The following is a 13605-nucleotide window of genomic DNA, read 5'->3' as shown; positions in this document are numbered from 1 at the left end:
GCCGGGCATTCCCCGGCCGACAGGCCGGGTGGCCTGGTGGCGGGGGCAATCACGTCCGGGATGGCGGCGCGACACATAGCATTGTGCGCATGACTCGCATCATGACCAAGGGCAGCTGTGACAACCCGGACTGCACCTGCGAAAACTGCAACTGCGGATCGGGATGTACCTGCGGCAAGGACTGATTGTCTTCCGCAGGTTCAAACTCCCAGCGTGACGAGGCCCGTCCGCGGGGTCAGGGCGTGCGTCATCGCGATGTCGTGCGGTTCGGCGGGTAGCGCCGGCAGCAGATCGTCGTCGTACACGACCGCCACGAGCAGCGCGTCCGGCGCGGCCAGCGACAGCGACCGGTCGTAGAAGCCGGCGCCGCGGCCGAGGCGCACGCCCGTACGGTCGACGCCGAGCGCAGGGACCAGCACCACACCGGCCTGCCGGATCGCATCGGGCGGCAGATGCGGCATCGCCGGTTCGAGCAGGCCGAACGACGCCTTGGTGAGATGCCCGGAGCGATACCAGCCCCAGCTCAGCGGGGCGTCGGGGTGCGTCACCGGCAACAACACCCGGGCACCGGCGTCGATCAGGGCGTCCAGCATCGCCGGAGAACCCGGTTCGGTGCCGATCGGGACGTACGCGCACACCACGACCCCGGGCCCCACCAATCCGGGTGCATGTCGTGCCAGCGCTTCGGCGTCCGCGCGCCTCTCCTCCGGAGTCAGGGCGCGCCGTCGACTCAGGATGGCGCTGCGCAGCTCACGCTTTCCCTCAGGGGTCACGGTTACCACCGTGTCATATTTGCTCGCCCGGTGTTGTACACCTGTCCAGGTAATGGCTACTTCGGCGTTGCCGCTGACCCCTCGAAGGTGCACCTTGGTAGGGCAGATCGAGGCATTGCCGTTATCGTGTGAACAATGACGACACAGACTTCAGTGCCGATGCCGCGTACCGCGGTGGTCCCGGCGGCTGGTCTGGGCACGCGTTTTCTGCCTGCCACCAAGACCGTGCCCAAGGAGTTGCTGCCGGTCGTCGACACCCCCGGCATCGAGCTGGTTGCTGCGGAAGCTGCCGACGCCGGCGGCGAGCGACTGGTCATCGTGACCTCGGAGGGCAAGGACGGCGTCGTTGCGCATTTCGTCGAGGACCTCATCCTCGAAGGAACGCTCGAGGCGCGCGGCAAGCACGTGATGCTCGAGAAGGTGCGGCGTGCACCCGCATTGATCAAGGTGGAGTCGGTCGTGCAGGCCGAGCCGCTGGGCCTGGGCCACGCCGTCAGCTGCGTCGAGCCGGTGCTGCTGCCCGACGAGGACGCCATCGCGGTCCTGCTGCCCGACGATCTGGTGCTGCCGACCGGCGTGCTGGAGACCATGGCGAAGGTACGCGCCAAGCGCGGCGGCTCGGTGTTGTGCGCCATCGAGGTGCCCGAGGACGAGATCAGCGCCTACGGCGTGTTCGACGTCGAGACCGTGCCGGACGCGGCCAACCCGAATGTGCTGCGCGTCAAGGGCATGGTGGAGAAGCCGAAGGTCGAGGACGCTCCGTCGCCGTTCGCCGCGGCCGGCCGGTACATCCTGGACCGCGCGATCTTCGACGCGTTGCGGCGCGTGCAGAAGGGTGTCGGCGGCGAGATCCAGTTGACGGATGCCATCGCGCTCCTCATCGAGGACGGCCACCCCGTACATGTGGTGGTGCACCGCGGGTCCCGACACGACCTGGGAAATCCCGGCGGCTACCTTAAAGCTGCGGTTGACTTTGCGTTGGAACGCGACGACTACGGCCCGGAATTGCGGCGTTGGTTGGTCGAGCGATTGGGTCTTGCCGAGCGCTGAGCGCCTGACACCGGCGGTACGGTTGGCCCGCACGTGCGCGAGCATGTGGTCAGCCACGGTGTGCGAGGTATGCGGAAAGGCGAGCTGTGCGTTCGGTTGAGGACCAGCAGGCCCGGGTTGCGGCTGCGGCGGTGGCACCGCGGCCGGTGCGGGTGGCGATAGCCGAAGCGCAGGGCCTGATGTGCGCCGAAGAGGTGGTCACCGAACGCCCGCTGCCCGGATTCGATCAAGCCGCCATCGACGGCTATGCCGTGCGCAGCGTCGACGTGATGGGCGCGGATTCCGGCGGCGACGCCGACGTCACGCTGCCCGTGGTCTCGACCATCGCCGCCGGCGAACGCACTCCCACCCGCCTGCAGCCGCGTCAGGCCGCGCGGGTGCAGACCGGTGCGCCGATGCCCACGCTCGCCGACGCGGTGCTGCCGCTGCGCTGGACGGATGGCGGCGAATCGCGCGTGCGGGTCCTGCGCGGGGTGCGGTCCGGCGCCTATGTCCGTCGTACCGGGGACGACGTGCAGCCCGGCGACGTCGCGGTGCGTGCCGGCACCATCATCGGGCCGGCCCAGGTCGGGCTCCTGGCGGCCGTGGGCCGCGAACGCGTGCTGGTCCACCCGCGGCCGCGGCTGACGGTCATCTCCGTCGGCGGCGAGCTGGTCGACATCTCCCGCACGCCCGGCAACGGCCAGGTCTATGACGTCAACTCCTATGCGTTGGCCGCCGCCGGTCGCGACGCCGGCGCCGAGGTGAACCGCGTCGGCATCGTCGACGCCGACCCCAAGACCCTGCGCGATGTGATCGAGGGCCAACTGAGCCGGTCGGAAGTCGTGGTGATCGCGGGCGCTGTCGGCGGTGCGGCGGCCGAGGGTGTGCGCGCGGTGCTCGCCGAGCTGGGGGAGATGGAGGTCGCCCGGATCGCGATGCACCCCGGATCGGTGCAGGGTTTCGGCACGCTCGGGCGTGACGGCGTCCCGGTCTTCCTGCTGCCCGCGAACCCGGTGAGCGCGCTCGTGGTCTTCGAGGTGATGGTCCGTCCGTTGATCCGGATGTCGCTGGGCAAGCGGCAGCCGATGCGGCGCGTGGTGCCGGCCCGGACGTTGTCGCCCATCTCATCGGTGGTGGGGCGCAAGGGATTTCTGCGCGGGCAGCTCATGCGTGATCAGGACACCGGCGAATATCTGGTGCAGGCGCTGGGCGGGGCGCCGGGGGCGTCGCACCTGCTGGCCACCCTCGCCGAGGCGAACTGCCTGGTGATCGTGCCCACCGAGGCCGAGCAGATTCGCACGGGCGAATCGGTCGATGTGGCCTTTCTTGCGCAGCGCGGCTGATTCGTGAACCTGTTGCGTTCGAGTGCGATGCATCCGGGCTGGCCGCTGTCGGTCGGCCCGATCCGCGTGCGCGCCGGAGTGGTGCGATTGCGGCCGGTGCGGTTGCGCGACGGTGCGGTGTGGAGCCGGATGCGGCTGACGGACCGCGCCCACCTGGAGCCCTGGGAGCCGGTCGGTGAGGTGGATTGGACTGCGCGCCACGCTGTTTCGTCTTGGCCGGCGCTGTGTTCGGGGTTGCGGTCGGAAGCCCGGCGCGGCCGCATGCTGCCGTACGTCATCGAGTTGGACGGTGAGTTCTGCGGGCAGTTGACCATCGGCAACGTGACCCACGGGGCGCTGCGGTCGGCGTGGATCGGCTACTGGGTGGCGCGTCAGTTCACCGGCGGCGGGATCGCGACGGCCGCGCTGGCGCTCGGCGTCGACCATGCCTTCGGGCCGGTCGGACTGCACCGGATCGAGGCGACCGTCCGCCCGGAAAACGGTCCGAGTCGGTCGGTCCTGGCGCGGGTGGGGTTCCGCGAGGAGGGGCTGCTGCAGCGGTACCTCGAAGTCGACGGCGCCTGGCGGGACCACCTGCTGGTCGCCATGACCGTCGAAGAGATGGCGCAGTCGGCATCATCGGCGCTGGTCAGGGAGGGCCGAGCCACCTGGGTCTGAGGGATTTGTGCACGATAGTCCGCGGTGGGCGCGGCAAATCGTGCACAAATCGCAAATAGGACTGTGTTGCAGATGTGACATCTGTGACTGATGTGCTTGTAAGTAGCGAATTACAGGTGTGTAATTGACCTTGGCGCGTCGGCTTCGGATGCGCTGGTCACGGACCTAATCTGATGGGGAAAGGAGCCGGCGACATGCCAAGCATCCCCCAATCCCTACTGTGGATATCCCTCGTCGTGTTGTGGTTGTTCGTGTTGGTGCCGATGTTGATCAGCAAGCGCGAGAACGTCCGCCGGACGAGCGATGTCGCATTGGCGACCCGCGTGCTCAACACGAACGGCAACAGCCGGCTGCGACGCCGCAGTGGGCCCGCCGCAGGGCACCACAGCGACCCGCATTGGAAGCACGACGATCTCAGCGCGTTCGAAGAAGACTTCGCGCGCAGCGATGCGACCACCGACTCGATCCCGGTCGCCGACCCCGAAGCGGATAAGACGCATTCGATGGTGGTCGTCGAGCACGTCGTCGTCGAGGAATCGGAGTACCTCGACGTCGAGGTCGTCGAGATGGACTCCGGTGCGTTGCCGATCGGCGCCTCTGGGCGCATGAAAGCCGTTCCGGAGCCCGAAACGGCCGAACAGCCAACACTTTTCGATGAGATCGCGACGCCGACCATGGCGATCCGGACCATCTCTGAGGCCGACTTCGACCCGGAGGAGGCGCTCACGGACGAGATGGTGGCGGCCGAGCCCGACGTGGAGACCGAGACAGAGCCTGAGCCGACCACCGACGTGCACGAGGCCGTTGCGGCTGACGAGGAACCTGCCGAGGAAGCGCCCGAAGCCGAGGCCGAAGTCGAGGACGGCACCGAGCACGACTACGAGTACGTCGACGACACCTCGGGTGTCGAGGCGGCATCGGAGGCCGAGCCGAAGTTGGCCGAGTCGATGTCGACGGCGCGGCGCAGCCGCTACGAGTCGAAAGCCGCCGTCGCCGCCGCCGAGCGCAAATACCGGTTCCGCAGCCGCATGCTCTCGGGCATGGCGGTGGCCATCCTGGTCACCGGCGTGGTGGCCTTCACACTGGCATCCAGCATGTGGTGGTGGTTCTGCGGCCTGGTCAGCGCGACTGCTGTGCTGTACCTGGCCTACCTCCGCCGCCAGACGCGCATCGAAGAGCAGCTGCGGCGCCGTCGGGCCCAGCGGATGATGCGGTCCCGACACGGCGTGGAGAACACGCAGGACGAGGAGTTCGACGTCGTCCCCTCTCGCTTGCGGCGTCCGGGCGCCGTAGTGCTGGACATCGATGACGAGGATCCGATCTTCGAACACCTGGAATACACCCGGATGGCCAGGGACTACGACCTGCCGCGGGCGGCCGGGCAGTAACCGGTTTTCATGTGGCGGACCGGTACTGGTAGCCTTTGCTTCCGGTACAAGGGGCTATAGCGCAGTTGGTAGCGCGTCTCGTTCGCATCGAGAAGGTCAGGGGTTCGATTCCCCTTAGCTCCACAGAGATTCAAATGGGGTCGGTGTCCACCGGCCCCATTTCTGTTTCCGGACCTGGCGGGAGTTCACTCACCCAGGCCCAGGGTCACCGACGGGCCGGCGAAGCGCTTCACCAGTTCGTATTCGGACTGCTTGTCCTTGAGCGGCCAGTACCACAGCGCGAATGTCACACGGATCAGCCATTGCGCCGCCAGCGGATCGTGGCGCCCGATCATCTCGTCGGCGAACTTGGCAACCAGAGGTGACGCGGTCACGGCCCCGCTGTCGCGATCGGGCCGGATGTCTCCCATGATGACCTTTCCCAGCGGTTCGGCCCGCATGCAGTCCAGAGCGACGACGATGGCGGCCACAACGCGCTCAGTACCCTCCAGGTCGGCGATGGCCTCGCGGATGGAGCCGACGATTCGTGCGGCGAAGAGCGATACGAGTCGCTCGAGGATGGCGGCCTTGCCACCTGCGCGGCGGTAGACAGTGGCGGGGAACAGTGCAGTTCGGCGGCCACCGCTTCGACCGTGAACGCTTCGAACCCTCTGCGGGACACCAGGTCCGAGGATGCCGAGAGAATGCGGGCGAGGGCTTCGGCGTTGCGGTCGGCGCCGAGCACCCAGTCATGTTGCGGCATGCGGTGGGGCCTCCTCGCGATCGAAGCAAAATCCGTTCTATCACCTTGAGACGTTCTGTGGTTTTCATCTCACGGGTACGGGCTGGTCGGGAATTGGCCCGAGTCCGACAACCGACGACGAGCTGCTGGTGGGCCTTGCAACTTCGACGAGACGCATTGACCACCTCGGTGGCCGGCACGGACGCTGATCATGTGGCAACCAGGAAGGTCCGCTGACATGACAGTCGCACAGGCGGTACGTGGCACCACCGCGGTGCTTTCGCCGCTGCTGGCGGCCGGCCAGCTGAACGTCGCGGCGGCGGTGCGCGCCCGCCGCCGCGGCTACCGAAGCTGGACCGGCGCCGTCAACACCGACTATGACCCACTGGACCCGAAGACGGCCGCCCATCCGCACGAGGCGTACGCGGCCCTGCATCGGGGTGGGCGGGTGCACTACAGCCCACAGCGGGCGACGTGGATTCTGCACCGGCTCGACGACGTTCGTGCGGCGCTGCGTGACACCGACCAGGTCACCAGCAGCCAAGGGGTGACCCGGATTCGGATGGTCGCCGACCTCGTCGTCGTGACCGACGGCCCGCAGCACAGTCGGCTGCGCAAGCAGGTGCAGCCGGCCTTCACCAAAGGCGCCCTGGACAGTTGGCGCAGCACCATCGATGGGCTCGCCGCGGAGCTCGTCGGCGATCTCATCGCCGCGCCGGGATCAGACGCCGTTCAGCGACTGACGGTCCCGCTGCCGCTGCGGGTCATCGCCGCACTACTCGGCGTCCCCGAGCGTGACATCGCCGAGTTTCGCCGATGGTCGGACGAGAGCACGCGGCTGATCAACTTCGCCCCGACCGTCCCCGGCCTCATCGACGCCGTGAAATCAATGGGCGCCGCAATGGCGTTGCGCCGCTACTTCTTACGACATCTGGCGGCGGGAGAACTGAAGGGCTCGGACACGGTGCTCGGACGGCTGCTCGCCCACAGCTCCGATGGTGCCTTGTCGGACGAGGCGCTGTTCCAGATCGCGATCCTGCTGCTGATTGCCGGCAACGAGACGACCACCAATCTGCTCGGCGGGATGCTGCACACCTACGCGCTGAACCCGGATCAATACGACATGATCCGGGAGAATCCGGACCTGATCCCGCAGGCCGTCGAGGAACACATCCGGTACACCAGTCCCATTCAGAACCTCTACCGCTACACCCGCGCGCCCTACCGGGTCGGTGAGGTCACCATTCCGACGGGTTCTCGCGTCCTACTGTCCTTCGGCGCCGCGAACCGCGATCCACTCGCATTCGACGACCCCGATGTCTTCCGCACGGACCGCAACCCGCGGACCCATGTCGGATTCGGCTTCGGCGCCCATCTCTGCCTGGGCGCGCCGTTGGCGCGGATGGAGGCACACGCGGTTCTCCGCGAGCTCGTCACTCGAGTCTCGCGAATCTCGACGGCCGGGCCGACGACGTGGTCGACCAACAGTTCGCTGCGCGGACCGACGCGTCTGCCGCTCGTCCTCCATCGCGGATCGGCGACCTAGATCTGTTCTTCGGAAGCCGCCTGCATCGTCGGCAGCTGCTTCAGTGCGTTCAGCGCGATGTACAGCTCGGCCGAATCCAGCTTCCGCTCGAAGGAGCGGCCGGCCAGCTTCTCGATTCGCCGCAACCGGTAGCGGACGGTGTTCGGGTGGCAGTGGAGCCGCTCGGCTGCCTGGCTCGCCGATCCGTCGACCTCGAAGTAGACGGCCATGGTCGTGATGAGCAACTCGCGGTCGCTGTCGCTCAGCTCAAGAATGGGTCCGAGGATCTGCTTGCTGATCGCGGCGGCCGTCGTCGGCGCGCTGACCACCAGCATCGGCACAGGGCTGTCATCGAAAACCGTCACCGCGGCGACGCCGATTCGTCCGGCGCCGAGCGCATTCCGGGCCAGATGCAGCGCCTGCGGAGTCTGGTCGAGCCGGCTGAACGCTGGGCTGACGCCGACCCGGCTGGTGGCGAGAGACCGCAGTGTGTCGACAAGCTCGGTCATTCCAGCGGCGTTCCGCAGGGAAACGATTCCGAGATGCAGGTCGGGCGTCAGGCGCCACGCCGAGCCGATATCGCGGGCCCGCAGCACGGGTTCGACGTTCGGCAGGGCATGGCGAGCCAGCCCCGGAGCGTCGGCCGCCACTACCGCGAAGGTCCCCTGATACGGAAGTGCCAACAGGTCGGCGGCGTCGTGGACAGTTTTTGCATCGCCCATCCCGCCTTGCAACACCGCCTCGACAAGTGCCGAGCGTTCCTGATCGTGGCGCAGCATCAACTGCGCGACGGTCTCGTTGAAAGCGTTCATCATTGCGCCGGTGAAGGTGTCGTGGAACGACCAGACCTCGCCTGCGATGCCGACCAGGTCGGCATCGGTAACTGATTCGGTCTCGGCCGCCGCGGTCACGATCATCTGCCACATGCACTCGAACGAATTCCGGAATGCGTTCTGCACCAGGGCAAGTGGAACGCGCTGGTCGGCGCGTCGTCGACCGGTGCGCCGTGGTGCTTCGAGGTCGAGCATCGGCTCATGCGCCAGGTGGCGAAACATGAACTCCAGGTTGGCCCGGCAGGATTCGTACAGATCGTCCTCGGGAACCAGGCCCCCGCTGCGATATACCTCGATGTTCTGCTGAATGCGGTCGACCAGGACGTGTGCCAGCTCCGAGACCCGGGGCAACAGACGTGCCGCGATCATGCGCCCTGGGTCGGTCGGATTGGCGGACACTCGTTCAGGGTAGGGGAACTGCCGGGGTCGTTTGTTCCTGCGGACAAATTCGCACCGCCCGTCTGGTTACCGCCGCCATCGACTTCCAGGTCCCGGCGTCTCAAGATGGAAAGCGGGAAGAACGTCGCGGACCGTAGCGATTCCGGACGGTCACCCCCGACTGCGAGCAAGCTGACAAAGATTGAGGTGAAGTGCTGTGGCAACCGATCACGACCAATTGAGCAAGTCCCCGACACCCGATCCGGCCGAGGACAACGCCTTCTTTCCCTCGGCGTACTCGTTGAGCCAATACACCTCGGACAGAACGGATTTCGGCGGCGTCAAACATGAGGGCGCGTATACCCGCGGCCGGTGGAAGATTCTGATGATCGCCACCGACGAGCGCTATCTGCTGATGGACAACGGCACCATGTTCTCCACCGGGAATCACCCCGTGGAAATGCTGCTGCCGCTGCACCACCTGATGGCCGCGGGCTTCGACGTCGACGTCGCCACCATCACCGGAAACCCGGTCAAGCTGGAGTTGTGGGCGATGCCGGGCAAGGACGAAGCCGTGCAGCAGACGTATGCCGACCTCAAGCCCAAGCTCAAGGAGCCGCTGAATCTGCGTGAGGTGATCGCCGACAAGCTGGGGCCCGATTCCGACTACCTCGCGGTGTTCATCCCGGGTGGCCACGGCGTCGAGGTAGGTATCCCGTTCAGTCCCGAGGTGGGGCAGGTACTCGACTGGGCATTGGAGAACGACAAGTTCATCATCACGCTCTGTCACGGGCCCGCCAGCCTGCTCGCCGCCGCGATCGGCAAGGCGGAGTCGCCGTTCAAGGGTTACAGCATCTGCATCTTCCCGGACGCACTGGACAAGGGTCCCAACAAGGACATCGGCTACCTGCCCGGCGGGCTGCGACTGTTCATCGCGGAGGCATTGGAGAACCAGGGGGTCAAGGTCGTGAACGACCAGATGACCGGCCAGGTCCATCAGGACCGAAGGCTGCTCACCGGTGACAGCCCACTGGCGTCCAACAACCTTGGTCTGCTCGCCGCGGACGCGTTGGTAGAGGCGGTGTCGGCGTAGCGGTGGCGGTTGCCGGCCGGTCTGCCGTCGGTCAGGACATCGTCAGGGCCAGGACGATGCCGAAAACCACGGCGGGCGGCGTCATTCCGGCGAGAAACCGGAGCCCGAACCGACGACCGCCGGCGGTGAACGCAAGCACGGTCTTCACGATCAGGTTGGAGCCCAGTGCGGCCGCTATCGCGAGCAGCGCGGTGTCGACGGTGACATCGCCCTTGGCGGCCAGGCTGGCGGCGGCAACCGCGCCGGCGTGCGCATCGGCCAGACCGGCGGCGAACGCGGCGAGCACGGTGCCGCCGGCACCGAGGACGTCGGCGCCCCATCGCCCGACCAGCAGGGCGAGCGTGAGCACCGCGGCCAGGATCAGCGCCGGCCGCAGCGCGAAGGGACGGCTTGTGGGTGTCGCTCCGGCCTCGTGTTCCGGGGGCTCGGTGTCCGCGGTGCGCCGCGCGGCCCCGCGGTAGACGACGGCGGCGATCGCGACCAGCACGAGGGCGCCGGCGGCCACTGGTGGCCACAGGCGCTGGAGGACGTGGGCGTCGACCACTCCGATCACGACGAGCAGCTGGACGAAGGTGGCCAGGCTGGCCAGCAGAGCGCTGGCCAGCGGCGCGCGCACGCTCGGTGTCGTGCGGCTGAGACGGGCCATGGACGCCGTCGTCGCGGTCGCCGAGACGAACCCGCCGGCGATACCGGTGATCAGCAAGCCACGTTCCGGGCCGAGTGCTCGAACGCCGATATAGCCCACCCATCCGATGCCGGTGAGCAACACGACGAGGAGCCAGACCTTCTCCGGATTCAGAATGCCGTACGGCCCGAGCCCGCGATCCGGTAGTAGCGGCAGGATCACGAATGCGACGACGAGAAATTTGATCGCGTCTTCCAGTTCGACCTCGGTGATGATGTCGCGGGCGAAGCGGTGGATTCGGGTTTTCGAGACGAGCAGAGCCGCGACGATGACGGCGAGGGCCACCGCGAGCGCTGGACGGGAATAGGCCAGCGCGCCAAGTAGATACGCGACGAGCGCAGCCGCCTCTGTGGTGGTGCCGGGGTCGTCCTGGCTGGTGCGGAAGTAAGCAAGTGCGATGAGTGCGCCGACGCCGACGAAAACCGCGGCGACGGCCCATTGGCCGAAACTTGCGGCGACGGCGCCGGCCAGCGACAGCAGCGCAAACGAGCGCGATCCGGCGGGGAGTGAGCGGGCGTGACTGCGTTCGCGCTCCAGTCCGATCAGGAGCCCGATGGCCAGTGCCACGAGGAAGGGCTCGGTCTGCTGCCAGGTCATTTCGGTTCCCCGCCTACTGCGCCGACGGGAACTGGGGTGCGCGCTTCTCCCGCAACGCCGTATACCCCTCGACCACGTCCGGCCCGAGGAACGTCAACATCTCATAGGCCGCGGACTGGTCGAATATCGGGCCGGCGTGGCGCAGCCAGTTGTTGAGTGCGCGCTTGGTGAGCCGGATCGCCTGCTGGGCGCCGGTGGCCAGCACGCCGGCCACCCGCAGCGCTTCGTCCAGAACCTCTTCGCGGGGAAGGGCTTTGGCGACCATGCCGATGCGCTCAGCCTCGACGCCGTCGATCATCTCACCCGTCATCAGGTAGTACTTGGCCTTCGCGGTCCCGGCCAGCAACGGCCAGATGATCGCGGCGTGATCGCCCGCGGCCACACCGAGTTTGACGTGGCCGTCGCCGATCCTGGCGTCCTCGGCGATGATCGCCACATCGGCCAGCAGCGCGGCGACGGCGCCCGCGCCGACCGCGACGCCGTTGATGGCCGACACGATCGGTTTGTCGCAGTTGATCATGTTGTAGACCAGGTCGCTCATCTCGCCGAGCATGTGCGAGACGCGGTCGTAGTCACCCGCCATGCGTTCGACCATGGCCAGATCCCCGCCGGCGCTGAATGCCTTTCCCGCGCCGGTGATCACGGCCACCCGGGTTTCCGGATCGGCCGCGACGTCCTTCCAGATGTTGGCCAGCTCGGCATGCATGCCCTCGTCGGCGGCGTTGTACTTCTCCGGCCGGTCGAGGGTGATCAGCAGGACGCCGTTGTCGCGGCGCGTCAGGGACAGCTGCTGGTAGTCGGTGAATGCCATCTCGCGAAGCCTTTCTGCCGCATGCGGGTGCATGAAGCGCTGCGCCCGACGGCAACCCACGTTACGGTCTCCCGACCGCAGTCGTGGTCAGCCCACGCGGATGGCGGCTTCGGGTGGCTGAGCGGCCCGGGACCAGGCCAGGGGATTCAGGCCGCGGTACCGATCGCTGGCCCGGACTTCCTGGAGGCCTGCCAAGATCTGTTCCAGCGCTTGCTGAGTCGTGGACTTGACCGTCTCGACCCACCGAGCGTGATCGGTCGTACCGGCCGGCGCCGTGGTGCTGATCGGCTCGCCGAACTCCAGGTACATGCGCTGCGGACGGGGGATCAGCGTCGGGCCGATGCCGCGCACCAGCGGCATCGCCATGTCGGACCGTCCGCCCAACCGCTCGCCGATGGACTGGCTCAGCCGGCCGAGCGTGCTGTCGCGCTCGAAAAGGGGCGCGTAGACGTCGTCGCTGCCGACCAGTCCGACCGGCACTATCGGGTAGCCGTTCTCGATGGCGATCCGGGCGAAACCGCTTCGCCCGTCCCATTTCAGCTGGTATTCCTCACCTTTGAACTTGGGCATCTCACGTCCGCCGCCGGGGAAGACCAGCACGGTCTCGTTGTGCCGCATCAGTTCTCGCGCGGTGTCGGGATGGCCGACCACGCCGCCGTACGCCGCGACCAGGTCGCCACCGAAGCCCTTGGCCTGTGCCAGGGCGCGCTCGGCGAGCGGGCGCACCTGCACTCCGAGCTCGCGGCGGGTGTAATACGGCATCAGCAGGATCTCGGCGAAGCCGAACGCGGTGTGGTTGCCGACCAACAGGAAACGGCCGTCGCGCGGCAGCCGGTCGAGGCCGGTGACGTACGGTCGATACAGATCGATCAACGGTTCGAGGGCATCGCCGGTGGCGTCCAACACATTTCGCAGGGTTCGGACGCGTTGCGGCGGTTCCATGATCGCAGTGATCTCGTCGTCGGTGACGGTCGGCCGGCCTTGTGGCGGTCCGAATCCCATCGGTGCTCCCGTCGGTGTCGTGATGTTGACACCAAGGTACCGAGAGTTTTGATAGATCAGCTAATAAAAGCCTGTGAACTTCGTATCGCGGCGCGCTCCTTCGGTGTCGTCGCACCCCAGATGCCGTAGGGCTCATCGGCTTCCAGGGCGTGGCCGAGGCAGGCGCGCAGTACCGGACAGTGCTGACAGATTTGTTTGGCGCGCTCTTCGTGGGCGACCCGCCGGGCGCCACGATCGTCGTCACCGGTGTAGAACACCTCCGCCGGCAGCCCACGGCAACGGGCATGCAACTGCCAGTCCCAGGCTGCGGTGGTGGCCGCACCCCGGGTGTGGGACCCGGGGCGCGGCCGGTGCCGGGTGGTGCGGGACAGGCTCGAGGGGGAAGTGAATGTGTCGCCGCGGCAAGGGGATACCCGCGCCAAGGTCAGCGTCCGTACTTGCGGTTGAACTTCTCGACGCGGCCCGCGGTGTCCAGGATCTGCCGCTTGCCGGTCCACACCGGGTGTGAGTCCGAGGTGACGTCGACCACGATCAGCGGGTAGGTGCGGACGCCGTCGGCGGTCTGCCATTCGATGGTTCGCGAGCTCGTGGCGGTGGATCGGGTCAGGAACGTGCGCCCGGTGGTGGCGTCCTGGAAGACGACGTGGTGGTAGTCGGGGTGAATGCCGGCCTTCATGGGAACCTCCGTCAACCAAGTGAAAATCGTTTTCATTAATACGTGGCCGACAATACCCGACACTCGGAGGCTTGTCGAAAACAGTTTTCAA

General features: G+C 67.2%; 13 protein-coding genes, 1 tRNA gene and 1 pseudogene. 7 read left to right on the top strand and 8 right to left on the bottom strand.

Going from position 1 to position 13605, the window contains the following annotated elements; genetic code table 11:
- Positions 1 to 200 precede the first annotated feature (200 nt).
- Positions 201 to 773 (bottom strand): 5-formyltetrahydrofolate cyclo-ligase, encoded by a 573-nt coding sequence (locus tag G6N46_RS13845; protein ID WP_138248059.1) that lies wholly within the window; start codon positions 771 to 773, stop codon positions 201 to 203.
- A gap of 135 nt (positions 774 to 908) precedes the next feature.
- On the opposite strand from G6N46_RS13845, the gene G6N46_RS13840 reads away from it, so the two are divergent.
- From G6N46_RS13840 to G6N46_RS13820, 5 genes are all read left to right on the top strand, one after another.
- Complete coding sequence (locus tag G6N46_RS13840; protein WP_163692758.1) at positions 909 to 1823, top strand: UTP--glucose-1-phosphate uridylyltransferase; 915 nt, start codon at positions 909 to 911, stop codon at positions 1821 to 1823.
- Between the two features lie 86 nt (positions 1824 to 1909).
- Positions 1910 to 3148, top strand: a complete 1239-nt coding sequence (gene glp / locus G6N46_RS13835) for a molybdotransferase-like divisome protein Glp (RefSeq protein WP_138248060.1) — start codon at positions 1910 to 1912, stop codon at positions 3146 to 3148.
- Between the two features lie 3 nt (positions 3149 to 3151).
- Entirely contained in the window at positions 3152 to 3805 is a 654-nt protein-coding gene (locus tag G6N46_RS13830; RefSeq protein WP_138248061.1) for a GNAT family N-acetyltransferase, read from the top strand.
- Positions 3806 to 3999: 194 nt separating this feature from the next.
- The gene (gene sepX, locus G6N46_RS13825; RefSeq protein WP_138248062.1) at positions 4000 to 5193 is read left to right on the top strand and encodes a divisome protein SepX/GlpR; all 1194 of its coding nucleotides are present in this window, start codon (positions 4000 to 4002) and stop codon (positions 5191 to 5193) included.
- A gap of 50 nt (positions 5194 to 5243) precedes the next feature.
- Positions 5244 to 5316: transfer RNA gene (locus G6N46_RS13820), tRNA-Ala, on the top strand.
- Positions 5317 to 5378: 62 nt separating this feature from the next.
- Here G6N46_RS13820 and G6N46_RS13815 read toward each other — a convergent pair.
- Positions 5379 to 5935: pseudogene (locus G6N46_RS13815) on the bottom strand (TetR/AcrR family transcriptional regulator).
- Positions 5936 to 6152: 217 nt separating this feature from the next.
- Between G6N46_RS13815 and G6N46_RS13810 the strand changes: the two are divergent.
- On the top strand, positions 6153 to 7460 hold the full coding sequence (locus G6N46_RS13810; protein WP_138248064.1) for a cytochrome P450: 1308 nt from the start codon (positions 6153 to 6155) through the stop codon (positions 7458 to 7460).
- On the opposite strand, the gene G6N46_RS13805 is transcribed toward G6N46_RS13810, so the two are convergent.
- On the bottom strand, positions 7457 to 8671 hold the full coding sequence (locus tag G6N46_RS13805) for a PucR family transcriptional regulator (protein WP_138248065.1): 1215 nt from the start codon (positions 8669 to 8671) through the stop codon (positions 7457 to 7459). The two genes, G6N46_RS13810 and G6N46_RS13805, sit on opposite strands and share 4 nt — an antisense overlap.
- Positions 8672 to 8867: 196 nt before the next feature.
- On the opposite strand from G6N46_RS13805, the gene hchA reads away from it, so the two are divergent.
- Positions 8868 to 9743 carry a glyoxalase III HchA gene (gene hchA / locus G6N46_RS13800; RefSeq protein ID WP_138248066.1) on the top strand — a complete coding sequence of 292 codons (876 nt, stop codon included), beginning with the start codon at positions 8868 to 8870 and terminating at the stop codon, positions 9741 to 9743.
- 31 nt (positions 9744 to 9774) lie between these two features.
- On the opposite strand, the gene G6N46_RS13795 is transcribed toward hchA, so the two are convergent.
- From G6N46_RS13795 to G6N46_RS13775, 5 genes are all read right to left on the bottom strand, one after another.
- On the bottom strand, positions 9775 to 11025 hold the full coding sequence (locus tag G6N46_RS13795; RefSeq protein ID WP_138248067.1) for an MgtC/SapB family protein: 1251 nt from the start codon (positions 11023 to 11025) through the stop codon (positions 9775 to 9777).
- A 13-nt stretch (positions 11026 to 11038) separates the two neighbouring features.
- On the bottom strand, positions 11039 to 11836 hold the full coding sequence (locus tag G6N46_RS13790) for an enoyl-CoA hydratase/isomerase family protein (RefSeq protein ID WP_138248068.1): 798 nt from the start codon (positions 11834 to 11836) through the stop codon (positions 11039 to 11041).
- Positions 11837 to 11923: 87 nt separating this feature from the next.
- On the bottom strand, positions 11924 to 12838 hold the full coding sequence (locus G6N46_RS13785) for a lysophospholipid acyltransferase family protein (RefSeq protein WP_138248069.1): 915 nt from the start codon (positions 12836 to 12838) through the stop codon (positions 11924 to 11926).
- A gap of 56 nt (positions 12839 to 12894) precedes the next feature.
- Positions 12895 to 13335: a WhiB family transcriptional regulator gene (locus G6N46_RS28920; RefSeq protein WP_234880542.1), complete on the bottom strand. Its 441-nt coding sequence runs from the start codon at positions 13333 to 13335 to the stop codon at positions 12895 to 12897.
- Positions 13263 to 13514 (bottom strand): type B 50S ribosomal protein L31, encoded by a 252-nt coding sequence (locus G6N46_RS13775; RefSeq protein WP_061007399.1) that lies wholly within the window; start codon positions 13512 to 13514, stop codon positions 13263 to 13265. Before G6N46_RS13775 ends, G6N46_RS28920 begins: the two co-directional genes overlap by 73 nt.
- Between the last annotated feature and the right edge of the window lie 91 nt (positions 13515 to 13605).

Source organism: Mycolicibacterium phocaicum, from assembly GCF_010731115.1.
GTDB classification, from domain to species: Bacteria; Actinomycetota; Actinomycetes; order Mycobacteriales; family Mycobacteriaceae; genus Mycobacterium; species Mycobacterium phocaicum.
Note: the sequence above shows the minus strand (reverse complement) of the source record. Positions and strands in the feature narration are given on the sequence as shown.